14 protein-coding genes are annotated in these 20,084 nt (G+C 34.0%); 13 read left to right on the top strand and 1 reads right to left on the bottom strand.

What is annotated here, in order from left to right:
* Positions 1–83: 83 nt before the first annotated feature.
* Positions 84–806, bottom strand: a complete 723-nt coding sequence (locus A3SG_RS0110340) for a murein L,D-transpeptidase catalytic domain family protein (RefSeq protein WP_016989950.1) — start codon at positions 804–806, stop codon at positions 84–86.
* A gap of 189 nt (positions 807–995) precedes the next feature.
* On the opposite strand from A3SG_RS0110340, the gene A3SG_RS0110335 reads away from it, so the two are divergent.
* The 13 genes from A3SG_RS0110335 (at position 996) to pruA (ending at position 19,277) form a co-directional block, all read left to right on the top strand.
* Positions 996–3,392: a DUF5916 domain-containing protein gene (locus A3SG_RS0110335; RefSeq protein ID WP_016989949.1), complete on the top strand. Its 2,397-nt coding sequence runs from the start codon at positions 996–998 to the stop codon at positions 3,390–3,392.
* Positions 3,393–3,529: 137 nt separating this feature from the next.
* Positions 3,530–5,947 (top strand): DUF5916 domain-containing protein, encoded by a 2,418-nt coding sequence (locus A3SG_RS0110330; RefSeq protein ID WP_016989948.1) that lies wholly within the window; start codon positions 3,530–3,532, stop codon positions 5,945–5,947.
* 140 nt (positions 5,948–6,087) lie between these two features.
* On the top strand, positions 6,088–7,605 hold the full coding sequence (gene gpmI / locus A3SG_RS0110325; RefSeq protein ID WP_016989947.1) for a 2,3-bisphosphoglycerate-independent phosphoglycerate mutase: 1,518 nt from the start codon (positions 6,088–6,090) through the stop codon (positions 7,603–7,605).
* Between the two features lie 136 nt (positions 7,606–7,741).
* The gene (locus A3SG_RS0110320; protein WP_016989946.1) at positions 7,742–8,350 is read left to right on the top strand and encodes a leucine-rich repeat domain-containing protein; all 609 of its coding nucleotides are present in this window, start codon (positions 7,742–7,744) and stop codon (positions 8,348–8,350) included.
* 15 nt (positions 8,351–8,365) lie between these two features.
* Positions 8,366–9,043, top strand: coding sequence for a TetR/AcrR family transcriptional regulator (locus A3SG_RS0110315; protein ID WP_016989945.1), 678 nt, complete (start codon positions 8,366–8,368; stop codon positions 9,041–9,043).
* Between the two features lie 80 nt (positions 9,044–9,123).
* A complete protein-coding gene (locus tag A3SG_RS0110310) occupies positions 9,124–10,782 on the top strand; it encodes a peptidase domain-containing ABC transporter (RefSeq protein WP_016989944.1) in 1,659 nt (552 codons plus the stop codon).
* A 4-nt stretch (positions 10,783–10,786) separates the two neighbouring features.
* Positions 10,787–12,142: an HlyD family secretion protein gene (locus A3SG_RS0110305; RefSeq protein WP_016989943.1), complete on the top strand. Its 1,356-nt coding sequence runs from the start codon at positions 10,787–10,789 to the stop codon at positions 12,140–12,142.
* Complete coding sequence (locus tag A3SG_RS0110300; protein ID WP_016989942.1) at positions 12,142–13,551, top strand: TolC family protein; 1,410 nt, start codon at positions 12,142–12,144, stop codon at positions 13,549–13,551. Before A3SG_RS0110305 ends, A3SG_RS0110300 begins: the two co-directional genes overlap by 1 nt.
* A gap of 42 nt (positions 13,552–13,593) precedes the next feature.
* Positions 13,594–14,412 carry a type I methionyl aminopeptidase gene (map, locus tag A3SG_RS0110295; protein ID WP_016989941.1) on the top strand — a complete coding sequence of 273 codons (819 nt, stop codon included), beginning with the start codon at positions 13,594–13,596 and terminating at the stop codon, positions 14,410–14,412.
* 503 nt (positions 14,413–14,915) lie between these two features.
* Positions 14,916–15,686, top strand: coding sequence for a class I SAM-dependent methyltransferase (locus A3SG_RS0110290; RefSeq protein ID WP_016989940.1), 771 nt, complete (start codon positions 14,916–14,918; stop codon positions 15,684–15,686).
* A gap of 68 nt (positions 15,687–15,754) precedes the next feature.
* The gene (locus A3SG_RS0110285) at positions 15,755–17,011 is read left to right on the top strand and encodes a DUF5103 domain-containing protein (protein WP_029596734.1); all 1,257 of its coding nucleotides are present in this window, start codon (positions 15,755–15,757) and stop codon (positions 17,009–17,011) included.
* Between the two features lie 81 nt (positions 17,012–17,092).
* A complete protein-coding gene (gene apaG / locus A3SG_RS0110280; protein WP_016989938.1) occupies positions 17,093–17,479 on the top strand; it encodes a Co2+/Mg2+ efflux protein ApaG in 387 nt (128 codons plus the stop codon).
* 169 nt (positions 17,480–17,648) lie between these two features.
* Positions 17,649–19,277: an L-glutamate gamma-semialdehyde dehydrogenase gene (gene pruA, locus A3SG_RS0110275; protein ID WP_016989937.1), complete on the top strand. Its 1,629-nt coding sequence runs from the start codon at positions 17,649–17,651 to the stop codon at positions 19,275–19,277.
* Positions 19,278–20,084: the final 807 nt, after the last annotated feature.

Below are 20,084 nucleotides of genomic sequence, written 5' to 3'. Positions count from 1 at the left end.
CTATACTAAAATACCAATACTGAAAAAGATGCCGTTCGTAGCTTTACAAACGGCATCTTTTTTAATGCGAATTGGAATAAATGTTACGAAACTAATCTAGAGGCAACTTTATAACTGTTTGAAGGATAATAAATAAACAAACAAGACTTGTCTTTAATCGTTTGTATTATCTCGCTGGATAGATTCATAGGAAGCGCAGGGCAACCTAAACTTCTTCCTAATCGCTTGTTGTTTTGTATAAAAGAACTGGAAACATAATCTGCTCCATGAATAACAATTGCTCTATCTCTGGCGTTACTGTTAACCCCTTTTTCCAATCCATCTAATCTTAGTGATTTTCCGTGCTTTCCACTGTATATTTCGCCTGTAGCATAAAATCCAAGACTACTTTTAAAAGATTCGGCCGAATTTGAAAAACTGGTCGCGAACTCATTTCCTGTATTTCTCCCGTGGGCTACTAAAGAATTATATAAAATTGTATTAGTGGTAAGATCAATCACCCACAGTCTTTTTGAATTAGACGACATACTAAAATCAATTAAAGTCAGTATGTTTTTTCTAACTAACCTTTTCTCTTTCAATAAATAGAAACCTTTAAGGGCTTCGGTGAAGCTTTCCATTTTCGGCAAAGTGCAATCATTAGCATTCAAGTTATGGTAAACAACTTCCTCATTACTTTCACAATTAGTTTTTATGACACTAGCGACTTCCTTTCTCGTTTCAGTTTTAGCCTCTGAGAAAAACAAATTGCTTGTCGCAAAGGAAATAAATATCAAAAAAAGGCCCGGCAATATTTTATACATCATTGATTTTAATTGTTTTAAATAATAATTTAAAGTTTGCAAAAGTATTAAAATTTATCTAATCGGCCAACCGAATTTCTCTTTTAAGGAATCTTTAACCGTTTTGAACCTATTTATGATTCTTAAAAATTTATCACGAAACTTGGTGGTTATGTTAATTTTGCTACTTTTGTTTTAACCAAACCATAATTCATGCCAAAGTTATCCTATTTTGTTTTGCTTTTTTTCTTTTTAGTTAGTTTGGACGCTTCTTGTCAGAAAAAAACTCTTTTTGCAAAATCCACAACAGAAAACATTACCATTGATGGCGAAATCAACGAGCAAGCGTGGCTTATAAACACTAACATTGCTACTGATTTCATTATGTTTGAGCCTGACAACGGGAAACCTATCAGTGAAAACAAGAAAACAGAGATAAAGGTTTTATACGATAACGAGGCAATTTACATCTCGGCAATTTTATACGATAACGAACCCAACAAGATTCAAAAAGAAATAACAAATCGTGATGTATTTGGAGTATCTGATCATTTTTCAGTTTCAATTAATGGATTTAACGATGGCCAGCAAGATTTTAGATTTTTTGTAAGTGCCGCTAATGTTCAAATGGATTGTTTGGCCACAGAAGGGAAGGAAGATTTTTCCTGGGATGCCATATGGAAAAGCAAAGCCACGATCACTAATTTTGGATGGGTTGTTGAAATGAAAATTCCTTATGCCGCCTTGCGTTTTTCCAATGCCAAAAAACAAACGTGGGGATTGAACTTTATGCGTGAAATAAAACGTGATGTCCAAAAATACACTTGGAATCGCGTCAACACTAAGATTGGCGCTGTAATTACTCAAGCAGGAACACTCGAAGGAATAGAAAATATTAAGCCTCCAGTACGACTTTTCTTTATCCCTTATGTATCTGCTTACTATCAAGAAGATGATTTTGCAGCTGACAGAACTTTCAAAGGAGGACTTGATATCAAATACGGTATCAATGACTCTTTTACCTTAGACGCTATTTTAGTACCTGATTTTGGACAAACTAAATTCGATAATGCCATATTGAATCTAGAACCTTTTGAACAGAGACTAGATGAAAACAGGCCATTTTTCACCGAAGGAACTAATTTATTCAACATTGGAAACATCTTTTATTCCCGAAGAATTGGAGGAGCACCAAGCACCTACCCGGATGTAACGACTGACGAAGAAGTAACGAACTATGCCAGCTCTGTAAATTTAATCAATGCCATAAAAGTATCTGGGAGAACCGAGAAAGGGTTAGGCATAGGTTTCCTTAATGCTGTGACCGAAAAAACCTATGCCACGATAGAAAATACCGTTACCAAAGAAACGCGTGAAGAAGTAATAGAACCGCTGACTAATTATAATGTTTTGGTCTTAGATCAACGCTTTAGACAAAACTCCTCCATATCATTTGTCAACACGAATACAACCCGAAATGGAAACTTTAGAGACGCTAATGTCTCCGCTTTATTATTTGACTTAAGTACTACAGCAAATTCTTATAACTTATATGGTGATTTTAAATACAGCTCGATCAATACCACCGAAGATTATGATGGCTTTAAAACATCGCTAAATTTCGCTAAAACAAGCGGAAAATATAGATATTCCCTCTCCGGAAGATATACCTCCAGAGATTATGACAACAATGATCTAGGAATCAATTTCTATACTAATTTCAATAACCTATACTCCAATCTAAGCTACAGAATATTAAATCCCACAAAAAAATTCAACACCTTCAAATTTCAAAATGAATTCAGCTTAGCGTATGACAATCCTACTGGTAAACTACAAGAAGGTTATTACAAGCCAACGATTAAGGCAACTACAAAGCGCAATCACTATTTTGAACTTGGTTTAGACATAAAACCTTTTGAAGCATATGATTTTTATGAACCAAGGGTCTATGGCCGTTATTTACAAGTGCCCAAAAGTGTATTTGCGTATTTAGGCGTAGAGTTTAATAGCAACAACGCTTTCACGTTTGACTTTACTCAAAGTTTCACAAAATTCGACCAAGAAGGAAGAGCTAATTACGGTCTCGCAATTGGGCCAAAATATAGAGTTAACGATAAGTTTTCGGTTTTTCTTGTTATCGATTACACACATAAAACAAATGATCTTGGATGGGTGGGTTTTGAAAATTCGGACATCATAATAGGAAAAAGAAATAGAGAAGTTTTGCAAAATGATCTCATCGGGAAATATGCAATCAACAACAAAATGACGCTTAATTTGACCGCTCGTTATTACTGGTCCTATTCAGACAACCAAGCATTTTTTACTCTACAAGACAATGGTACTTTAGCCGAGAACAACAGCTACCTCTTAAATAGAAATAGAAATTTCAACTCTTGGAATCTTGATTTATCGTACTCTTGGTGGTTTGCACCCGGAAGTGAATTATCCATTTTATACCGCAACTATGCTCAAGAAGGCAGTCGCAATGTCGAAAGAAGACTGAATACAAACCTAAAGAACGTGTTTGACAGTAATATGACTAATATCTTATCAGTAAGCGTTCGCTATTTCATTGATTACAATGTCATTAAAAATAAGTTTTAAATCTCTGCTATTAAAGTGTAACAATATCTTTTTAAATCAGTCTACTATGTAAAGTATGATTAAGTGCTATTCATATAATATACCTTAAATCTAAAAAACGGATTTCCATTAGTTCCGCTTCATTCACAGTACATTTCATGAAATACTTTTATTTGACATTCTTTGTTTTCGTTTTCACCTTTGGCTACAGCCAAAAGAAGGTATTACAAACTAAGTTTACCACAGACAATATAACCATCGACGGAAAACTGGATGAAAGCGTATGGAAATCAACTTCAGAAGCTAGTGATTTCATAATGTTCCAGCCTGACAATGGGCGGCCAATTCCCGAAAATAAAAAGACAATCGTAAAAGTAGTATATGATAATGATGCTATCTATGTTGCCGCGTTATTGTATGACGACGAACCGGATCAAATTAGAAAAGAGATTTCACAAAGAGACAGCTTTGGTATAGCTGATGCTTTTGGAGTTTTTATCAATGGTTTCAATGATGGCCAACAAGATTTCCAGTTTTTTGTCAACGCTGCTGATGGTCAAGCCGATTGCATCATGACAGATACTAATGGCGAAGATTATTTTTGGGATGCCATATGGAAAAGCAAGGCAATAATTACTGATTTTGGTTGGGTAGTAGAAATGAGAATCCCTTATGCCGCACTGCGTTTTTCTGCAGAAAAAAAACAAACTTGGGGCCTTAATTTCTTCCGAGAAATAAAACGAGACCGTCAAAAATATACTTGGAATTTTATTGATTCAAAACTTGGAACATTCACACAACAAACTGGAATACTGGAAGGTATAGAAAACATAAAACCACCTACGCGTCTATTTTTGATGCCCTATTCTTCCTTTTACGTAAATGCTAATGGTCATCAAAAAACTGTAGGTACTTTAAAAGGAGGTTTAGATATAAAATATGGAATTAATGATGCTTTTACCCTTGATGCCATCTTGATTCCTGATTTTGGCCAAACTAAATATGACGATCAAATACTAAATTTAGGGCCATTCGAACAACAATTTAATGAAAACAGACCTTTTTTTACAGAAGGTACGGATCTATTTAGCAAAGGAGATTTAGTCTATTCCAGAAGAATTGGAGGCAGACCAGTGAACTACCCAACGGCTGCGGCTAACGAGACGATTATTGACAACCCTTCGAGTGTCGACCTCATAAATGCCTTGAAAGTATCAGGACGAACAAAAGACGGACTAGGAGTAGGAATTCTTAATGCGGTAACAAAAAAGACGTTTGCAACAATTAAGAACAAAGACACCCAAGAAACAAGAAGAGAACAAGTAGAACCCTTGTCTAATTACAACGTAATGGTTTTAGACCAGCGTTTTCGCACAAACTCTGCAATTTCTTTCATCAACACTAATGTTACTAGAAATGGAAGTTTTCGCGACGCAAACGTCTCTGCTTTAGTATGGGACTTAAACACCATAAAGAACACTTATAATCTTTCTGGAAACTTTAAATACAGCTATGTAAATGACATCATGGATAAAAAAGGAATTTCTAGCTCTTTAAATATCGGAGAAACCAGCGGTCAATACCGATACAGTATGGGTACTGATCTTGTCACAAAAGATTTTGATAATAATGACTTAGGAATCAACTTTCAAACAAATTATTATAGCTTCTATGGGAATGCAAGTTATCGGATTTTAAATCCAACGAAACTATTTAATACTTTTAGGATAAACTCTAATGTCTACACCCAATTTCAAAAAGAAACAGGAAAGATTCAAGAAAATAATTTTAATGCTAGCCTGAACATTGATACTAAAAAGAATCACTTTGTCGGATTCGGCATCAACATAAGCCCATTTGAATCCTATGACTTTTATGAAGCAAGAGCAGATAACAGGTACGTAATTCTACCTGAAAGATATAACGCTTGGTTATACATCTCTACGAATTACAACAATAAATTCGCGTTTGATTTCAATCCATCCTACTCTATTTTTAATGAAACAGAAAGAAGATCTTATGACTTTTCATTAAGTCCCAGATACCGTTTTAACGATAAGTTTTCGTTAGACTATCGTTTTCAATTCTCGAGAAGAAACAACAATAGGGGCTACGTTGACAGTGTAGATGAAGATTTAAATAAGTCAACACCAGAGACTATTATTTTTGCAAACAGAAACGTGATTACCTATTCCAATAGTCTTTCTGGAAAATACTCCATTAGCAGTAAAATGAATTTTAATGTGGCTGTACGCCAATATTGGTCGTATGCAGAGAACAAGAATTTTTTATATCTAAACAAAGACGGAAGACTAGGTGATTATGAAAATTACACCACTAATAAAGACTCCAGTTTCTACTCCTGGAATTTTGACCTTTCCTACTCATGGTGGTTTGCCCCTGGAAGTCAAGTTTCTGTTTTGTACAGAAATAATGCTGCGAATTTTGATAACGACATTAATAAGGACTTTAGGGACAATGTCACAAACCTATTGAACAACGAGGCGTTGAATCATACCTTTTCGATAAGTGTTCGCTATTTTATTGATTACAATAGCCTGAAAAGCAAAATCTAGGGTGCGTTAATTTTAAAAAAACACACATTCTATAACAAAATAAACACTATTTAGGTACGTTCATTCCTGAATACATAATAGTGCTTTTGTTCGTCTCTAAGATTTTTGAAATACTTTATCTTTGTTTAAAATTAATTCTTATGAACAAAAAAGTAATTCTTATGATATTAGATGGTTGGGGAAAATCTCTCGACCCTAAAGTGTCCGCAATCGACAACGCCAATATTCCATATATAAATAATCTCTATAAAAATTATCCAAGTGCTCAACTTAGAACGGACGGCTTAAATGTGGGGCTGCCAGAAGGACAGATGGGAAATAGCGAAGTAGGGCACATGAATCTTGGAGCAGGACGCATAGTTTACCAGGATTTAGCCAAAATAAATCTGGCTGTCACCAATAAAACGCTAGCAAAAGAACAAGTACTCAAAGACGCCTTTCAATATGCCAAAGACAATCATAAAAAAGTGCATTTTTTAGGATTGGTTTCTGACGGAGGAGTACATTCACATACCTCCCATTTACGCGCTTTGATTGACGCAACACAAGATTACGGATTGAAAGACGTCTTTGTCCATGCCTTCACTGACGGTCGTGACGTCGACCCAAAATCAGGAAAAAAATACATTCAGGATCTAGAAAACTACATCGCAGATACTTCGGTAAAAATAGCTTCCGTGATTGGTAGGTATTATGCTATGGATCGAGACAAACGCTGGGAAAGAATAAAATTAGCTTATGATTTACTAGTAAACGGACAAGGAACACATTCAAAAAATGCAGTGGCAGATATCGAAGAAAGTTATGCAAACAATATAACCGATGAATTCATCGAACCCATTTTAATGACCGATTCAGATGATAAACCACTAGCCACCATTGAAGAGTACGATGTTGTTATTTTCTTCAATTTCAGAACGGACAGAGGTAGAGAGTTAACGGAGACCTTAACCCAAATGGACCTTCATGAGCAAAACATGCACAAATTAAACTTGTACTATGTAACCTTGACTAATTATGACGAAACTTATAAAAACGTAAAAGTCGTTTACAACAAAGATAACCTTACAGAAACATTGGGTGAAGTTTTAGAAAAGGCCAACAAAACTCAAATTAGAATTGCAGAGACTGAAAAATACCCTCACGTAACTTTTTTCTTTTCCGGCGGACGAGAAGAGCCTTTCTTTGGGGAAGACCGCATCCTGAAAAGCTCTCCAAAAGTTGCTACCTATGATTTACAGCCTGAAATGAGTGCTTTTGAATTAACGGATGCCTTAATTCCAGAGCTTGAAAAAGGAGCAGTAGATTTTGTATGTCTTAATTTTGCCAATGGAGACATGGTGGGCCATACTGGAATTATGAGTGCGGCAATCCAAGCCTGTGAAGCGGTTGACAAATGTGTAGAAAAAGTGATTACAGCGGCACTAGCCAATAATTACACCACTATAGTAATTGCAGATCATGGAAACTGTGAAACTATGATCAACCCTGACGGAAGTCCAAATACGGCGCACACGACTAACCCTGTCCCTATTATCTTAGTGGACAAAGAATTGAAACAAATTCAAAACGGAGTGTTAGGTGATATCGCGCCAACTATTTTAGAATTAATGGGAATCGAAAAACCTGCCGTGATGACTCAGCATTCTTTACTTTAAGAAGCCCACACCACTAGTTGATAATTAAGGTTATTCAATTTGAATAGCCTTAATTATAAAATAAAACAGGTATTACTATTGTTTTTGATAGTAATACTATTATATTTGCACTTATTAATATCAAAAAAATAGTGCTGTGAAAAATTTACTCCTTCAATGCTTGATTGTAACGCTTCTATTCCATGTAAATACTAAAGCTCAAAATACTACCGTACTCTCAAATCCCGAAACGATTATTCGTCTAGACTTGAGCAGTAACAACATTGATTTAGAAAAAGTAGACTTTTCTAAATTTGTGAATTTAGAATATCTAAGTTTAAAGGATGATCATTTAAAAGAACTACCTAAAGAATTGTTCTTGCTGAAAAAATTAAAAACATTAGATTTAAGTGGAAACGATTTTAAGGTCTTACCTAAAGACTTTTCTAAACTTAAAACCCTTGAAAAATTGTATTTAAATAATGAGAAAAACTTAGACCTACCTCAATCGTTAGTCATTTTAGCAAAGTTACCTAATCTAAAATCGTTGTATCTTGATAATGATCGAATCAATTACATGCCTAGTGAAATGTTAAAACTTAAAAATTTAGAATATTTAAGTTTGCGCCAAAACACATTAAAGGAATTCCCGCAAAATATTAATACTTTATCTCATTTAAAGCATTTATATTTGAATGAAAATAGTATTCCACTTGATAATGTAGAACTTAAAAACATCAATTTTGGCTTTGAAATCGATTTTTAAACGTAAACCATTCAAATGCATAGTTTAATCACAAATATAAAAATTCAAATTTCAGATAATATCTTTGTAAAAGATCCTGAAACATCAGCTCTTGGAAAAAAAATAATTAAAGAAAGTATCATTTTAATAGATGAAAAAGGATTTGACAATTTTACTTTTAAAAAATTAGGAGAACGCATTGGATCTAATGAAAGTTCGATTTACAGGTATTTTGAGAACAAGCATAAACTGCTGGTATATTTATGTTCATGGTATTGGAGTTGGATTGAATACAAAATGATTTTCAAATTGACTAATATTGATGATCCTATGGAGCGCTTAAAGCGAGCTATTGTTATTGTCACTGAAAAAATAGTTGATGATGAGAGAACGGAACATGTCAATGAAAGAATTTTAAATAGAATTGTTATTATAGAATTCACTAAAACCTTGTATACTAAAGAGATTGATGAAGAAAATAAAGAAGGTTATTTCTTAATTTACAAAAGATTAATTAATAGAATGGTCGCTATTGTAAACGAAATCAATCCGGATTATCCTTTTGCCAAAAGTCTGATTTCAACCATTGTAAAAGGTTCTTTACACCAACATTTTTTAAAAGAACATCTATCGACTATTACCGATTGTAACGAACAAGTATCCCCCACAAACTTTTTTATGGACTTAATCAATACCATATTAATAAAAGAATAAATAGCTGGAAGGCATCACAGCGCAAAGTTGTAGCTAGTATAAACCAGACAAAAGACAAAAAAAATTAACAAGCAGCATATATGAACCCATTAAAGCGATTTTATAATTTACTTGAATTAGATAGGAAGGATGTTTACCAATTGTTTTTCTACGGAATCCTTTCCGGAGTGATCAGTTTATCGCTACCTCTAGGAATACAAGCCATCACTAATTTTATTCAATCGGGAAGAGCAAGTGCTTCTTGGATTGTTTTAATTGTTTTAGTCGTTTTTGGTGTAGCTCTTGTTGGAGTGCTTTCATTAATGCAGTTGCGTATCATGGAAAACTTACAACAAAAAATATTTATTCGATCCTCCTTTGAATTTGCGGTTCGTTTGCCCAAAATAAAATTTGAAGAATATTACAATACCTATCCGCCAGAACTCGCAAATCGGTTTTTTGATACCTTAATGATCCAAAAAGGAACAGCTAAATTGTTAATCGATTTTTCAGCAGCGATACTACAAATTATTTTTGGGATCATACTGTTGTCTTTATACCACAATTATTTCATCATTTTTGGAATATTAATGTTGTTACTACTCTACTTTATTTTCAAATTCTCTTACAATAATGGATTAGAAACAAGTATGAAAGAATCAAAATACAAGTATAAAGTTGCTGGATGGTTGCAGGAAATTGCTCGTAATAATTTTAGCTTCCGAAATACTTCACATCACGATTTCGCACTGAATAAAAATGACATGTTAGTTTCAGATTATCTAAATTATAGAGAAAAACACTTCTCCGTAATTAAAACTCAATTTAGCCAGCTAATCATTTTCAAAATAATAATAACAGCCAGTTTATTATCTATTGGAGGGTACTTAGTACTGTCTCAACAAATGAATATTGGTCAATTTGTTGCTGCCGAAATCATTATTTTATTAGTAATTAACTCAGTCGAAAAAATCGTAATAGGTCTTGAAACACTTTACGATGTTTTAACATCAGTTGAAAAAATAGGATTGATAACTGATATGAAACTGGAACAGGAATTCACATTAGATTATGACAATTGCTATACCTCTATCGCTTTAGAAGTTGAAAATGTTAGTTTTAACTTTCCAGATTCGCAAACTAAAATTTTAAACAACATCAACTTAAATATCGATCAGGGCGAACGCATATTTATTGACGGAGCAAACGGTTCTGGAAAAACAACCTTGATACGCATATTATCGGGATTAATTCAGCCCTGCCATGGTGCAATATCTATCAACGACAATAGCTTTAAGAAAATCAATCTCAACCAATTTAGATCTCAAATAGAAAGTATCATATATGGAGAGACTCCATTTGAAGGTACTGTGCTCGAAAATATTACCTTTAAAAATCCTGCCGCATCAGAGGAAAGTTTAAAATGGGCTATTGAAGGAATGCAATTAAAAAAATTCATAAAGTCGCTACCGCAAGGTTTAGACACAGCTCTTTTTCCAGAAGGAAAACAATTATCATCATCTGATACTCAAAAATTATTACTAGCTAGAAGTATTATCAATAAGCCCAAGATTTTGTTTTATGAAGACCCTACATACAACATGGATGACACAGTTGCCAATGAAATAATCGATTTCATTACCGCTAAAGAACACAAATGGACTATCATCGTATCGTCAAAAAATCAGTATTGGAAAACCAAGTGCAACAGAAATATCACTATGGAAAACGGACAAATTATCTTAGATTTAAAAAAATAACTGTATGTTAAATATATCAGACCACAATAAACATATTGACAACCACCTTGACCGTTTCAAAACAGTTAAAGGACTTCAAACAAGACCACACTATAAAATTTTAAACCGACTTATAACGCTTGTTGCCATCTTAGCGTTATTTACCTTATTCCTGCCTTGGACGCAAAATATATCCGGTAAAGGAGCCGTAACTACCGTAAAACCAAGCCAAAGACCGCAATCTATTCAAAGTGTGATCGCAGGTCGAATTGAAAAATGGTATGTACAAGAAGGAGATTTTGTAAAAAAAGGGGATACCATCCTTTTCATCTCTGAGATAAAAGAGGATTATATGGACCCTAACTTAGTACAAAATACTATGAATCAATTGAATGCTAAAAGTCAAGCTCTAAATTCCTACAGTTCTAAGTACGGGGCGTTAGCTAGTCAAATTGTATCGATTCAAAGCGAAAAAAACCTGAAGTTAGAGCAAGCTAAAAACAAGCTAAAGCAAGCTAATTTTAAAATTAAGAGTGATTCGATTGATTTAGTTGCCGTCAAAACACAACTTAAAATAGCTAACACGCAGTTCAATCGAGTGGTACAATTGAACAGTGAAGGTTTAAAAGCAATGACTGATGTAGAAGAGAAAAGATTAAAACAGCAAGAAGTAGAAGCTAAGATAATCACTCAAGAAAACAAACTGTTAACCACTCAAAACGAATTACTAAATGCAAAAGTAGAGCTTAACCGTATTACAGCGGAATACAATGAAAAAGTTGCTAAGGCAGAAAGCGACCAATTCACCGCATTGAGCAATCAATATGACACTGAAGCACAAGTAAACAAACTTAAAAATCAATATGCCAATTACAGCATTCGTAATGACCTGTATTATATCAAAGCGGCCCAAAATGGATACATAATTCGTGCTTTACAAACAGGAATTGGTGAGACCATTAAAGAAGGAACACCTATTGCTACCGTAATGCCATCACAGTACGATATTGCTGTAGAGACCTTCGTAAACCCATTAGATTTGCCTTTAATTTCCAAGGGGGCCAAAATAAGAATCTGGTTTGATGGTTGGCCTACTATTGTATTTTCAGGTTGGCCAGATATGTCATACGGAACATTTGGCGGCAGAATTATTGCAGTTGAAAAATTCATCAGTGATAATGGAAAATTCAGAGTGCTAATTGCCCCTGACCCTAATGAAGATCCTTGGCCAAAACAATTAAGTATTGGATCTGGAGCACAAACAATTGCCCTACTAAACAACGTACCTGTTTGGTTTGAAATATGGCGCACACTTAACGGTTTCCCACCAGATTATTATGAAATGGGTCAAAAAAGTGGAAAAACTAAAGAAAAAAAATAATGAAATATTATATTTTATTTTTACTAATTTTCGCTTTGAATCTTCAAGCTCAAGAGAGAGTAAATGAAACAACATTACCTCAAGAACTGGAATTTACATTCAATGAATATTTGGGATATGTCAAAACATTTCATCCGCTAGTTAAAAACGCTAATTTAGAAATAAATAAGGCACAGGCGAGTTTAATGGCTGCAAGAGGTGCTTTCGATCCAAAAATTGAGGTTGACTTTGATAAAAAGCAATTCAAGGATACCGAATATTATTCGATTTTAAATAGTAGTTTCAAAATCCCAACTTGGTATGGCATCGAAATCAAAGCTGGTTTTGATCAAAACGAAGGATATTATCTAAACCCGGAAAATACTGTTCCTACTGCAGGATTGACATCGCTAGGAATATCAGTGCCCTTAGGACAAGGTCTATTTATTAATCAGCGAATGGCTGATCTACGCAAGGCTAAGATGCAAATACAATTAGGACAAGCAGAGCGTAAACTGCAAGCAATTGCTGTATTATACGATGCGTCTGTTGCTTATTTTAACTGGAAAAGAAATCATGAAGAGTTTCAAATGTATTCGCAGTACAAAAATAATGCAGAAACAAGATACAAAGCAGTTCAGGCTCTAATTAGAGAAGGTGATAAAAGAGCTATTGATAGTGTGGAAGCTGGAATTAGTTTCAGAAGTCGGCAGTTAAGCTTAGAAAATTCCAAACTGAAATTACTAAAAGCAAAACTAGAATTATCTAATTTTTTATGGTTAGAAAACTTGATTCCTATGGAACTATCTGAAGCTTTATTTCCCGAACTGAAAATTGAAAACACAATTCAAGAAACCTTAAAAACAAATGATCTATTAGCCGATAATTTCTCATTAGAAAATCATCCTAAAATTAGCGCATTAGAAACCAAAATTGACATGCTAGAAGTCGATAGAAAGCTAAAAGCAAATGCCCTACTGCCAAAAATTGATCTATCCTACTCCTATTTGTCAGAACCACAGTACATTGACAGCTACAAATTTGAAAACTACAAAGTAGGGATTAATTTTTCCTATCCTATATTTCTAAGAAAAGAAAGAGGGGGTTTGAAATTAGCGCAATACAAAGTTCAAGAAACTACAAATAGCTTAAATCTAGAGCGTTTGCAACTTTCGAATAAAATAAAAGCGCAGAAACAAGTAATCACTTCTTTAAACAAACAACGTCTTATGGCAAGTGATTTAGTGAACAACTACATAATGATGTTACAGTCAGAAGAGCGATTGTTTACTTTTGGAGAAAGCTCCCTTTTTCTCATTAACAGCCGAGAAAGTAGTTTAATAACAGCCCAGTTAAATGCAATTGCTCTGCGCAATGAGTTTTTTATATCGAACTCTGAATTATATAAAATCATGGCCAATCCTGATTAAATAATTTTAAAATTGTACTTTTGCACACTGAAAATAACAAATATGATTATAGTTAAATCCCGTGAAGAAATAGAATTAATGCGCGAAAGTGCTTTGATAGTATCGAAAACATTAGGAATGATTGCTTCCGAAATAAAAGAAGGAGTTACTACATTACATTTAGATAAATTAGCGGAAGAATTCATTCGTGATCATGGAGCTGTACCAAGCTTCTTAGGCTTATACGGTTTCCCAAACTCATTATGTATGAGTCCGAATGCGCAAGTAGTGCACGGAATTCCAAACAATACTCCCCTAAAAAGCGGTGACGTCATATCAGTAGATTGTGGCGCTTACAAAAACGGATACCATGGAGATCATGCCTATTCATTTGAAATTGGCGAAGTAGATCCTGAAACTAAAAAGTTATTGCAAATTACCAAAGAATCCTTGTATGTGGGTATCCGTGAATTTAAAGCCGGAAATCGCGTGGAAGATGTTGGAAATGCAATTCAAAAATACACAGAATCATACGGATACGGCGTAGTTCGTGAGTTAGTAGGGCATGGACTTGGGCAAAAAATGCACGAAGATCCCGAAATGCCTAATTACGGAAAACGGGGTCGTGGTAAACTTTTTGTTGAAGGTATGGTCGTAGCAATTGAACCGATGATCAACAGAGGGACTAAAAACATCAAACAGCATAAAGACGGCTGGACAATAACTACAGCTGACAATAAACCAAGTGCTCATTTTGAACACGATGTTGCTCTTATCGACGGCAAACCAGAAATACTATCCACATTCGCCTATGTGTATCAAGCCTTGGGAATTGTGAGTGATGAAGAGGATGAGTTTAGAAAAGTGCCATTAGTTATCTAAAAATGAATTTTACGACTTCTAAACGGTTAAAACTCCACAAATAAAGCTTTTGTAAGGGTGCTATTTATCTAAAAGAAGAATCCTGTAAAAAGTTATAGGCATTAGCCTGAAAGTTTATAGAATTCTAGGTAAAGATCATAACAAGGTAATTCTTAAAGATGCTTGAAAACGTGAATTTAAAATAAATGTGATTCCTTTTGAAAGAGAAAAAATTTATGAAATAACATATTAAGACATTATTTTACCTAGAAAATACATTGCAGACTTTGTCATTTACAATGAGGTAATATTTGAGTAAGAACAATTTCATAATTAACTAATAGCGACGTCAAGTAAACGTTAAATTAATTGGCATCATCCAAAAATAAATTAGGTTTATTAACCAATTTTGAAAAAGATAGCCTGAAATATAAACGAATTATTTTATAATCATATATTCGTGAAATTCATCTAGCTCAAATAATTTGTGCTACTTCGTGAAATTCGTGTCAAAAATCTATCCAATGAAATCTTTGTTCAAATTAATACTCAATACCATCCCACGACCATTACTTATTCGTTTAAGTTATGTCGCTAGACCTGTTCTAGCTTTAGCTTTAAAAGGGGATAAATTTACTGATCCCATTGACGGAAAAAGTTTTAAAACGTTCTTGCCTTATGGCTACGGAACACAAAGAAACAATGTCCTTTCGCCAAGCACACTTTCTTTAGAAAGACATCGTTTACTGTGGTTATTTCTAAATGAAGAGTCTGATTTTTTTTCATCCAATGTAAAAAAGAAAGTGCTTCACTTTGCCCCCGAACAAGCCTTTTATAAGTTATTTAGAAACCAAAAAAACCTGGATTATACGACAACCGATTTATTTTCTCCTCTGGCAGATGTAAAAGCAGATATTTGTGATTTACCTTTCGATGACAATCAATATGATGTCATTTTGTGTAATCATGTTTTAGAGCACATTCCAGACGACACTAAAGCCATGCAAGAACTATATCGTGTTTTAAAACCTGGTGGAATGGCCATTTTGCAAATCCCGCAAGATCTATCACGAGCAAACACTTTTTCTGACGACACTATTACAGACCAAAAAGAACGCGCGAAGATATTTGGACAGTATGACCATGTTCGCATTTATGGACGTGATTATTTTGATAAACTAAGAAGTATTGGTTTTAAAGTAATCGAAGAAGATTATACTAATAAAATTACTCCTGAACTGGTAGAAAAGTATTGCTTGGCAAACGGAGAAATCATCCCGGTTTGTTTTAAATAGAGTAAATAATTGGCATAATAATGGTATTGCTTAATTCGTTATATTTACAATTCAGCAATTTAATAATTATGCTTAATTCCTTTCTTAAAAAAATAATACTGTTATTCCTCATCACTTCAGCTACCGCTCAAGTAGAAAATGAAATCGCACCCCCATTTAATATCAAGACCGTTTCCTTTATCCAGAACAATCAAAACATGGTCCCTATATTTCCCCTAGGCACCGGATTCCAGTTGCAATTTGACGATCTATATGGAAATGAAGCCGATTATTATTACGAAATTATTCATTGTGACTACAACTGGAAGCCCACTGAAATTCCTAAAAATGAATATCTGCAGGGTTTTGACAACCAAAGAATTCAGAATTATACCAACTCTTTTAATACGTTACAGCTTTATTCCCATTATACATTATCTATCCCAAATCAGTTTACGCAGCAGTTGCGTCTCAGTGGGAATTACATGGTGAAAATTTTAAATAATGATAAGGACGTTGTGTTTACACGAAAATTTATTCTATACGAAGAGTTAGTAACTGTACCCATGCAAGTAAAACGAGCGCGAACGGTAAGCAATGTAGAATACAAACACAACCTAGAGTTCTCTATAAAGTCAAACACGATCAATTTTCAAACCCCTTTGAAAAATGTGAAAGTGCTGTTATTGCAAAATGGAAAATTCAATAGCGCAATAAAAAACATCATCCCGCAATATACTATTGGCAATGATTTAATTTACAAATACGACACTGAAACCCAATATTGGGCGGGCAACGAGTTTTTGTATTTTGAAAACAAAGATATTAGAGTTGCTAATAATAACATTTCACGCGTCGATGCAACTACAGAAATCTACAATTCCTATTTGTATACAAATAATGCGCGTGCTAATTTTCCCTATTCTGTTTACGAAGATATTAACGGTAATTTTGTCGTTCTTAATTTTAATGCCGCCAATAGTGCCATTGAAGCCGATTATGCTTGGGTTTATTTTAGTCTATCCGCTCCTACTTTCAATAACGACAATGAAATTTATATTAACGGGATGTTTAACAATTACGGTTTGACTCCTGAGTTCAAGATGGATTACAATCCGAAAAACGGAATTTATGAAAAAGCTCTTTTAATAAAACAAGGATTTACGAATTTTGAATATGTAATTCTTGATAGCAAAGGAGCTATCGACAATGAAAACGCAGTAGACGGCAATTTTTATCAAACCGAAAATGATTATTCCATTCTAGTATACTATCGTGAAAATATAGGTCGCTATGATCGAGTGGTCGGTAAAGGAAATGCCAATTCATTAGATATCATCAATTAAAAAAATACTTGGAAAAACCAGAATACAAAATCAAAATTTTGTAATTTTGTTCTTTAACAGCTATTAAATTACGCTTTCATAATGGTAACTCAAATAACAAGAGGCATAAAAATTTCAGTATTAACGAGTTTTGAAGGCACGTACTTCAAAAACCATAAGATTCATTATGCTTTTAGTTACCAGATAACGATAGAGAACCACAGCAAGGATTCCGTGCAACTGAATTTACGTCATTGGGAAATTTATGATTCTTTAAACGATATTGAAATTGTTGACGGCGAAGGGGTTATTGGAAAAAAACCAGTTCTAAAACCTGGCGAACTTCATACTTATAGTTCTGGCTGTTTACTATCCTCTCCTTACGGAGCCATGAAAGGTCATTTCAAAATGATTAACTTTACAAGCACAAAAAACTTTAAAGTTTTCATACCTACATTTAAATTATCTGCTCCATTTGCATTGAATTAATCCATACTTCCCTGTAGATATTTCTTTTTCTTATCTTTTATTTATCCTATTTTTAAATTATCCTTTGTACTTTTGTTCTGAAGTACATTATTCGTACTATTTCGAGTACTCTATTTCTTCGATTGTTTAATCTTATCTGTAAACTAACAGATTAACAAAATATAATATCATGCTAAAAGGATTTTTTCACGTACCAAAAGCGGTAAACGAACCAGTAAAAGGCTATGCACCAAATTCACCTGAAAAAGCAGCCGTTCAAGCAGCTTACACTAAGATGTGGAATTCTAAAATTGACGTACCGCTATATATCGGAAGCGAAGAAATTAGAACTGGAAATACTAAAAACATGTCGGCACCACACGACCATAAACATATCGTAGGTACTTATCACCTTGCTGAAAAACCGCATATCGAAAAAGCCATCGCAAATGCATTGGAATCTAGAACTGCTTGGGCAAACATGGCTTGGGAACAACGCGCAGCCATTTTCTTGAAAGCGGCTGAATTGATCGCAGGTCCGTACAGAGCTAGAATAAACGCAGCAACTATGATTGGTCAATCTAAGAATGTACATCAGGCAGAAATTGATGCTTCTTGTGAGTTAATTGACTTTTTACGATTCAACGTAGAGTTCATGACCCAAATTTATGGAGACCAACCTACATCTACTTCAGACATGTGGAACCGTTTAGAATATAGACCTCTTGAAGGATTTGTCTATGCTATCACTCCATTTAACTTTACTGCTATTGCCGCCAACCTTCCTGCAAGTGCCGCTATGATGGGTAACGTTGTGGTATGGAAACCGAGTGACAGCCAAGTATTCTCAGCACAAATTATTATTGAAGTATTCAAAGAAGCTGGTGTTCCTGATGGAGTTATCAATGTAGTTTTTGGGGATCCAGGAATGATCACAGATACTGTTTTGGCAAGTCGTGATTTTGCGGGTATACACTTTACAGGATCAACTGATATCTTTAAAGATATTTGGGCTAAAATTGGAGCTAATATCCATCACTATAAAACATACCCAAGAATTGTAGGGGAAACTGGAGGAAAAGATTTTATTATCGCTCACTCAAGTGCTAACCCTAAACAAGTATCGACGGGAATTGTTCGTGGCGCTTTTGAGTTCCAAGGACAAAAATGTTCAGCAGCTTCACGAGCTTATGTACCTCAAAGTATGTGGCCAGCTGTGAAAGAGCAAATTATCACTGATGTAAAATCAATGAAAATGGGCTCTCCTGAAGACTTTAGTAATTTCGTTACTGCAGTGATTCATGAAGGTTCATTTGACAAATTGGCTAGTTTTATCGACCAAGCTAAAAAAGATACCGACGCAGAAATCATCGTCGGAGGAAACTACGATAAATCAGTAGGTTATTTTGTTGAACCAACAGTTATCGTGACAACTAACCCTCATTACTCTACTATGGAAACTGAATTATTCGGGCCAGTAATGACTATTTATGTTTACGAAGATGCTAAATGGGAAGAGACTCTAGAATTACTTGACGCTACTTCACCATATGCTTTAACAGGAGCTGTTTTCAGTCAAGATCGTTATGCAATTGAAGTCGCTACAGTAAAATTACAAAATGCTGCCGGTAACTTCTATATCAATGACAAACCAACAGGTGCTGTCGTAGGACAACAACCATTTGGTGGTGCAAGAGCATCAGGGACAAATGACAAAGCAGGTTCTCCATTGAACTTATTGCGTTGGGCTTCTCCAAGAACTATTAAAGAAACTTTTGTAACTCCAGTAGATTACAGATACCCTTTCTTAGGAGAATAGTTTATTAAGTGCCAAGTTAGATTTACGAAGTACGTCAAATATAAGAACCCACAAGATTCAAATTAGTTTGAAATCTTGTGGGTTTTTTATTTTGTCGAAAACCTATAAGTTAAGCTCAAAACAGAAATAACGATATGTTTTTCTCAATAAAGGCTTTATGTTTGGACTTGTATTGATTCAGGAGAAATTTTTCTTATTGTCCGAGAATTTTTTATTTTATTTCTAATTGGTTTTTCAAAGTATAAATAACTTATTGAGGAAATAGCAATCAAAATTATTAATCTAATAAAGAAAGATAAAGTGAAATCTATTTGTTTATCTAAGACAAAGTATTTATTCATTCTGTACTCTGAGAACATAATCCAAATAGGATTTTGCAATATATATATATCCCAAAACTAATTTCACCTAAAAAGACAAAAATATTTTTATTCAAAAATCTGGTCAATCCACTATTACTTAATGAAATAAAAAGAATCAACGGTATAAATACTATTGAAAGCAGTCCATTATGATAATTAAGCCCAAATGGAAATTTTAATAGTAGAATTAAAATCAAGAGTGTAAATAAAATCTGCACCGTATAATTACCTTTTTTATCTTTTAATTTGGATATAAAATAGAGACCTGCTAAATTTCCAATTAGAAACTCATTTAGATGCATAATAGGGTTATAATACAAATCTTTACTACTAAATAAAGTTAATTTTATTATTTCAGTTTGTATTATTGAGTGGAATAGAATTTGGCTTAAAATCCAAAATAACATAACGCAAAATAGCGGTTTTTTTTAGTTCGATTTATTTT

It is taken from the genome of Flavobacterium sp. ACAM 123 (assembly GCF_000264055.1).
Classification (GTDB): Bacteria; Bacteroidota; Bacteroidia; order Flavobacteriales; family Flavobacteriaceae; genus Flavobacterium.
This window is presented reverse-complemented; position numbering and strand designations above follow the sequence as displayed.

Excerpts from the sequence above, each read along its gene's own strand:
- apaG (WP_016989938.1), top strand. The coding sequence starts at position 17,093 with ATGGTAACTCAAATAACAAGAGGCATAAAAATTTCAGTATTAACGAGT.
- pruA (WP_016989937.1), top strand. The coding sequence starts at position 17,649 with ATGCTAAAAGGATTTTTTCACGTACCAAAAGCGGTAAACGAACCAGTA.
- A3SG_RS0110310 (WP_016989944.1), top strand. The coding sequence starts at position 9,124 with ATGAACCCATTAAAGCGATTTTATAATTTACTTGAATTAGATAGGAAG.
- A3SG_RS0110335 (WP_016989949.1), top strand. The coding sequence starts at position 996 with ATGCCAAAGTTATCCTATTTTGTTTTGCTTTTTTTCTTTTTAGTTAGT.
- gpmI (WP_016989947.1), top strand. The coding sequence starts at position 6,088 with ATGAACAAAAAAGTAATTCTTATGATATTAGATGGTTGGGGAAAATCT.
- A3SG_RS0110305 (WP_016989943.1), top strand. The coding sequence starts at position 10,787 with ATGTTAAATATATCAGACCACAATAAACATATTGACAACCACCTTGAC.
- map (WP_016989941.1), top strand. The coding sequence starts at position 13,594 with ATGATTATAGTTAAATCCCGTGAAGAAATAGAATTAATGCGCGAAAGT.
- A3SG_RS0110340 (WP_016989950.1), bottom strand. The coding sequence starts at position 806 with ATGATGTATAAAATATTGCCGGGCCTTTTTTTGATATTTATTTCCTTT.
- A3SG_RS0110330 (WP_016989948.1), top strand. The coding sequence starts at position 3,530 with ATGAAATACTTTTATTTGACATTCTTTGTTTTCGTTTTCACCTTTGGC.
- A3SG_RS0110285 (WP_029596734.1), top strand. The coding sequence starts at position 15,755 with ATGCTTAATTCCTTTCTTAAAAAAATAATACTGTTATTCCTCATCACT.
- A3SG_RS0110300 (WP_016989942.1), top strand. The coding sequence starts at position 12,142 with ATGAAATATTATATTTTATTTTTACTAATTTTCGCTTTGAATCTTCAA.
- A3SG_RS0110315 (WP_016989945.1), top strand. The coding sequence starts at position 8,366 with ATGCATAGTTTAATCACAAATATAAAAATTCAAATTTCAGATAATATC.
- A3SG_RS0110290 (WP_016989940.1), top strand. The coding sequence starts at position 14,916 with ATGAAATCTTTGTTCAAATTAATACTCAATACCATCCCACGACCATTA.